This window comes from Paenarthrobacter sp. GQ52, assembly GCF_059759005.1.
Map to the genome: position 1 here is coordinate 1 of NZ_JCAXEJ010000035.1, position 6,490 is coordinate 6,490.

Annotated in this window: 4 protein-coding genes; 1 reads left to right on the forward strand and 3 read right to left on the reverse strand. The window is 62.6% G+C overall.

Translation table 11 applies throughout. From position 1 onward, the window contains the following. Positions 1–54 precede the first annotated feature (54 nt). Genes AC6CH8_RS22740 through tkt form a run of 3 tightly spaced genes read right to left on the reverse strand, consistent with a single transcriptional unit; the run spans position 55 to position 4,971 of the window. On the reverse strand, positions 55–1,686 hold the full coding sequence (locus AC6CH8_RS22740) for a glucose-6-phosphate isomerase (protein WP_498192454.1): 1,632 nt from the start codon (positions 1,684–1,686) through the stop codon (positions 55–57). Positions 1,687–1,692: 6 nt separating this feature from the next. Beyond that, positions 1,693–2,811, reverse strand: coding sequence for a transaldolase (gene tal / locus AC6CH8_RS22745; protein ID WP_091470643.1), 1,119 nt, complete (start codon positions 2,809–2,811; stop codon positions 1,693–1,695). 33 nt (positions 2,812–2,844) lie between these two features. Beyond that, positions 2,845–4,971 carry a transketolase gene (tkt, locus tag AC6CH8_RS22750; RefSeq protein WP_498192455.1) on the reverse strand — a complete coding sequence of 709 codons (2,127 nt, stop codon included), beginning with the start codon at positions 4,969–4,971 and terminating at the stop codon, positions 2,845–2,847. Between the two features lie 416 nt (positions 4,972–5,387). Here tkt and AC6CH8_RS22755 point away from each other — a divergent pair, with 416 nt between their 5' ends. Further along, complete coding sequence (locus AC6CH8_RS22755) at positions 5,388–6,350, forward strand: heme o synthase (RefSeq protein WP_091470646.1); 963 nt, start codon at positions 5,388–5,390, stop codon at positions 6,348–6,350. The last annotated feature ends 140 nt before the right edge of the window (positions 6,351–6,490 follow it).

Consider the following 6,490-nt stretch of genomic DNA (forward strand, 5'->3'; position numbering starts at 1 on the left):
GAGACCGGCGTTTTTCCTGCCGTTTTCAGTTTCTGGCATGTTTGGTTCTGTGCCTTAGCTTTCGAGTGCGCTGGCTTGGTTGGCCAACGCAGCGACGACTTCCTGGAGTTGGGCTACGCCCGCAGCGCGCTCAGTGAGGTGCAGGCGCAATACCGGGCGGCCATGGCCTTCCAGGACCTGGGCGTCGCCCGAGGCCTGGGCAGCAATGAGCTGACCGAACGTGAAGGGCCGCTCCGGGATCTCAAGATCAGTGGAGGATGCTGCAGTGACCTGCAGGAACACCCCGATGGCCGGTCCACCCTTGTGGAACTGGCCAGTGGAGTGCAGGAACCGCGGGCCCCAACCGAACGTCACCGGACGCCCGCTGACGGCGGCGAGTTCGTCGCGGATGCCTTCAAGCGGTGCATGGGAAATGCGGTCAAGATAGGCCTGAACGCTCAAGTAACCGTGCGTGCCGAGCTGGTCAAGGAGCGCCTGCACGGCTTCGCTTGCCGTCGAGGCGCTACCGAGCCATTCGCCGCCGCGTACTTCCACTGCGCCGTCCGTGAAGGCCGCTGGAGTGGGTTCGGGGCGTGCATCCAGCAAGCCACGCGCGGCCACCTTGGCGGCCTCGACGTCGGGCTGGTCAAACGGGTTGATGCCCAGCAGGCGACCCGCCACGGCGGTGGCGAACTCCCACACAAACATCTGCGAGGCCAGTCCACCGGCAATGGCAACCTCGTTTTCACGAAGTTCTACGTCCGCATCGGCGTCCACCAGCCGGACCACCAGGATGTCTTCGGCACCGTTCAAGGCTTCCGGGGATTCCGGGCCTGCTACGACCGGCAGCACGCCGGTGCCCAGCTTGCCTGTGGATTCAGCGATAAGCTGTTCGGCCCAGTCGGCGAAACCGACTATGCCTGATCCGTCCTCGGCGATGACGATCTTGTTGCGCAGCGGGGTGGTACCACCGAGGGCGATGCCGAGCGCCAGACCGATGTTGTCAGCTGAGTCCTCGTTGAGGATCTCAGCAGCCTCTTCTGCTTCGTCCAGGAACGCCTGGATGTCCACGCCGGCCAGCCCGCAAGGCACCAAGCCAAATGCGGTCAGCGCCGAGAAACGGCCGCCAACGTTGGGGTCAGCGTTGAACACTGCACGGTAGCCGGCTTCGCGGGAAGACTTATCCAGCGGAGAACCCGGGTCGGTGACAATGATGATCCTGCTCTTGGCGTCGATACCGGCATCATTGAACGCCTTCTCGAACACGCGGCGCTGGGAGTCAGTTTCCACGGTGGAGCCGGACTTGGAAGAAACGACGATGGCTGTTTCCGCCAAGCGGTCCGCCAAGGCCGCACTAACCTGTTCAGGATCAGTGCTGTCCAAAACAGTCAGCTCGACGCCGGCAGTGCCGGCAATGACCTCGGGAGCCAACGAAGACCCACCCATGCCGCACAGGACAATGCGTGAGACGCCGTCGGCGCGGAGGGCATCGCGAAGTTCCAGAATGCCTTCGACCAGAGGTTGGGACACGGTGGCAGCCTCTACCCAGCCGAGACGAATCGCCGACTCAGCCTCCGCTTCAGGACCCCATAGAGTGTGGTCTTTCGCGAAAATCCGGGTTGCGATCTTTTCCTCGACCAGGCTGTCAATGTGCTGGGCGATGGCCTCTTGGGCAGCACCGCTGGCGTCGTAGCTGATTGTGCTCATGATGGGTTAGGAAGCCTTCCGTGCGGTGACGAGTGCGCCTTCGACGTCGGCGAGGAGTTCCTTCCAGGAGCCTACGAACTTCTCGAGGCCTTCGGTCTCGAGGAGGGTGACGACGTCGTTGTAGGAGACGCCGAGGGCTTCGAGGGCGTTGAGGGTCTCGTTCGCTTCGTCGTAGGTGCCGGTGATGGTGTCACCGGTAACGACGCCGTGATCGAACGTGGCGTCGAGGGTCTTTTCCGGCATGGTGTTGACCACGCCTGCTGCGACGAGCTCGGTCACGTAGAGGGTGTCCGGGTAGGCCGGGTCCTTCACGCCAGTGGAGGCCCACAGAGGACGCTGGGGGAGCGCGCCGGCCTCGGCCAGCACTGCCCAGCGCTCTGTGGAGAAGAGCTCTTCGTAGACCTGGTACGCGAGGCGTGCGTTCGCGACGCCGGCTTTGCCCTTGAGTGCCTTGGCTTCATCGGTGCCGATGGCGTCAAGGCGCTTGTCGATCTCGGAGTCCACGCGGGACACGAAGAACGAGGCCACTGAGTGGATCTTGGAGAGGTCGTGGCCGTTCTCCTTAGCCTGCTCAAGGCCGGACTGGAAAGCGTTGATGACCGCGCGGTAGCGCTCAAGGGAGAAGATCAAGGTCACGTTGACGCTGATGCCCTCGGCCAGCGTAGCCGTGATGGCTTCGAGGCCTTCAAGCGTTGCCGGGATCTTGATGTGGACGTTGTCCTTGTTGACCTTGGCGTAGAGGTGCTTGGCCTCGGCGATGGTTCCTGCGGTATCCCAAGCAAGGCGGGGGTCAACCTCGATGGAGACGCGGCCATCCACACCCTTGGTGGCGGCGGCGATGGGAGCGAAGAGATCGCAGGCGTCAGCGACGTCCGTGGTGGTGATTTCGAAGATCGTTTCTTCGACGCTGGCACCGGCCGCGGCCTGCGCTGCGATTGTGGCGTCGTAATCCGTGCCGGCAGTGATGGCGGCGTGGAAGATCGACGGGTTGGTGGTCACACCAACAACGTTCTTCTCGTCGATGAGCTTCTGCAGGGTGCCCGTCTCCAAGCGGTTGCGGGAAAGGTCATCAAGCCAGATGGAGACGCCGGCGTCTGAGAGCTGCTGTGTGGGAGTTGTAGACATGTGTTTTTCTCCTTGTGAGAGGGAAGCAGACTGTTATGCGTTGGAGTCTGCGAGGGAGTCTTTTGCTGCGGCGGCAACAGCTTCGGCAGTGATGCCGAATTCGTTGAAGAGCCGCTTGTAGTCAGCCGAGGCGCCGAAGTGCTCCAGTGAGATGGAACGGCCGGCGTCGCCGACGAATTCGCGCCAACCCAGTGCGAGGCCGGCTTCAACCGAGACGCGGGCCTTCACGGAAGCCGGGAGGACCGATTCGCGGTAGGCCTCGTCCTGCTTGTTGAACCATTCAACGCACGGCATGGACACGACACGCGCTGCGATGCCTTCAGCCTGGAGGGTTTCGCGGGCCTGGACTGCGAGCTGGACTTCGGAGCCGGTGCCGATCAGGATGACCTGCGCGTCAACGGTTTCGCCGTCCTTGGAGGCTTCGGCCAGCACGTAACCGCCCTTGGCAACACCTGCGGTGGAACCGAACGTGTCGCCACTTGCTTCGCCTTCGCCGCGGGCGTAGGTGGGGATGTTCTGTCGGGTCAGGACAATGCCCGCCGGGTTCTCGTGGTTCTCCAGCATGACCTTCCATGCCGCGGAGACCTCGTTCGCGTCGCCGGGACGGACAACATCCAGGCCCGGAATGGCACGCAGGGAGGCGAGCTGTTCCACCGGCTGGTGGGTGGGGCCGTCTTCGCCCAGGCCGATGGAGTCGTGTGTCCATACGTACAGTGACGGGACACCCATCAGCGCGCCGAGGCGGATGGCCGGGCGCTGGTAGTCGCTGAAGATCAGGAACGTGCCGGAGAATGCGCGGGTGCGGCCGTGCAGGGAAATACCGTTCACGATCGACGCGGCAGCGTGCTCACGGATACCGAAGTGCAGCACACGTCCGTACGGGTTGCCCTTCCAGGCGTCCGTTGAGCGGGACGTCGGGATGAACGACGGCGAGCCTTCAATGGTGGTGTTGTTGGACTCCGCGAGGTCGGCCGAGCCGCCCCACAGCTCCGGCAGGACCGGTCCGATGGCGTTCAGGACCTTGCCCGAGGCTGCACGGGTGGAAACGTCCTTGCCTGCTTCGAACACGGGGAGGGCAGAGTCGATGCCAACGGGGAGCTTCTTGGCTTCGACGCGTTCCAGCAGGGCAGCGGCGTCCGGGTTGGCGGACTGCCATGCCTCGAACGAGCTCTGCCAGGCAGCGCGGGACTCAGCGCCGCGGTCCAGGACCTTGCGGGCGTGTGCCAGAACTTCTTCGTCAACGTCAAAGGACTTGGCCGGATCGAAGCCGAGTACGGTCTTCAGTGCTGCGACTTCCTCGGCGCCCAGGGCGGAGCCGTGGATCTTGCCGGTGTTCTGCTTCTTCGGTGCCGGGTACCCGATGATGGTGCGCAGCGAGATGATGGACGGCTTGTTCGTCTCAGCCTTGGCAGCGAGCAGTGCAGCGTAGAGTTCCTGGACGTCTTCGACGTAGTCGCCGGTCTTGGTCCAGTCAACGCGCTGGGTGTGCCAGCCGTAGGCCTCGTAGCGCTTGAGGACGTCTTCGGTGAAGGCGATGTCGGTGTCATCTTCAATGGAGATGTGGTTCTCGTCGTAGATCACTACGAGGTTGCCCAGTTCCTGGTGGCCGGCGAGCGAGGAAGCCTCGGACGTTACGCCCTCCTGGAGGTCACCGTCGGAAGCGATGACCCAGATGGTGTGGTCGAACGGCGATTCGCCGGCGGGAGCATCGGCGTCGAACAATCCGCGCTGGCGACGCTGGGAGTAAGCGAAACCAACAGCCGAGGCCAGGCCCTGGCCCAGCGGGCCGGTGGTGATTTCCACACCGGCGGTGTGCTTGTACTCCGGGTGGCCCGGGGTCAGTGAACCCCAGGTACGCAGTGCCTCGAGGTCCTTCAGTTCCAGGCCGTAACCGGAGAGGAACAACTGGATGTAAAGGGTCAGCGAAGTGTGGCCGGGGGACAGGACGAACCGGTCGCGGCCGAGCCAGTCCGGGTTCTTCGGGTCATGACGCATCAGCTTCTGGAACAGCAGGTACGCTGCCGGAGCCAAGCTCATCGCCGTACCAGGGTGGCCATTGCCGACCTTCTCCACGGCGTCGGCGGCCAACACGCGAACGGTGTCAACAGCCTTCTTGTCCAGATCGGTCCATGACAGTTCTTGCTCTTCCAAATGTGGCACGAAAACCGAGCCCCTCTCTGTGCTGACGGCAGGCGTATGGACACGGCACGCAGGAAGCACAGGATGGCGCCCGCTGCAATGTGTCTACCAGCCGTTCACCATTGAAACGTTGATCTCTCATCCAGACGCACGGATATCCAAGAATACGGTTTCCCGGATCGTCAACGTGTGCTGATCTGCTCAACAGCTTAGCCCTAAACGTGTCATGGAACTCAGGGAATCCCACTAACTGGACAGAATTTCCCTTATATGAATCACTATGGCCCGGCGGAGGAGTGAAGATTCGGAAACATTGGCGTATTTTGCGGACATCGGGCCGCTTTCCGCCACGGTATGATATTTGGAGGCCAGCAGCGGTTCATGCGCCCGGTTTGAGGGACGGCAGCCGCTGCGAGAACCCCAGAGCATAGAACAGAGTGACTGCCGCCGTGAGCACAACTGATACGCCCCTTAACGCGTCCCCGGCCCGGGGAAGCATCGGAATGTCCCGTAAGTTCAAGGCGTATCTGGCTCTGACGAAGCCCCGTGTCATTGAGTTGCTCTTGGTCAGCACGCTTCCCACCATGATCTTTGCGCAGCGCGGCTTCCCGTCCATCGGCCTGATCCTTGCCACCCTCGTTGGTGGCGCGTTCGCTGCGGGCAGCGCCGGCGTCTTCAACTGCTACATCGACCGCGACATCGACAAATTGATGCACCGCACGGAGAAACGTCCGCTGGTCACCGGTGAAGTGACTCCCCGCGAAGCTCTGATCTTCGCCTGGATCCTTGGTGCCGCCTCCATCGCAATCCTGTGGTTTGGCGCCAACCCGCTGTCTGCTTGGTTGGGCCTCGGTGCAATCGTCTTCTACGTGGTGATCTACACCATGATCCTCAAACGCCGCACTGCCCAGAACATCGTCTGGGGCGGCGCTGCCGGTTGCTTCCCGGTGCTCATCGCCTGGGCAGCCGTCACCAACACTGTCGAATGGCCCGCCATCGTACTCTTCATGGTGATTTTCCTCTGGACGCCTCCTCACTACTGGCCGCTGTCCATGCGTTACGGCGAGGACTACCGCAACGCCAAGGTTCCCATGCTCGGCGCCATTGCCGGCGCGAAGGTGGTCTCCGTACAGGTAGTTCTTTACGCGTGGGCCATGGTTGCCTGCTCGCTGCTGATGATCCCGGTGGGCGGGGCCGGGTGGGTCTACACGATCGTGGCTGTTGCTGCCGGAGCCTGGTTCCTCTACGAGAGCCACGCATTGTACAAGCGTGCGCAGGGTGGCGACGTTTCCAACAAGGGTGCCATGAAGGTCTTCCACGGCTCCATCAGCTACCTGACGTTGCTCTTCATCGCGCTGGCCGTTGATCCCTTCATCGGCTCAGCAATCGTCGGCGGCTAGCCCACCCACGCTCTCTCACGTCCCACTGGCTTGAGGACAAGGCCCGCTCACATCCCACTGGCTTGAGGCCAACGCCCTCTCACGTCCCACTGGCTTGAAACCCACGCCCTCTCACATCACGACTCGAAAGATGCAACCAG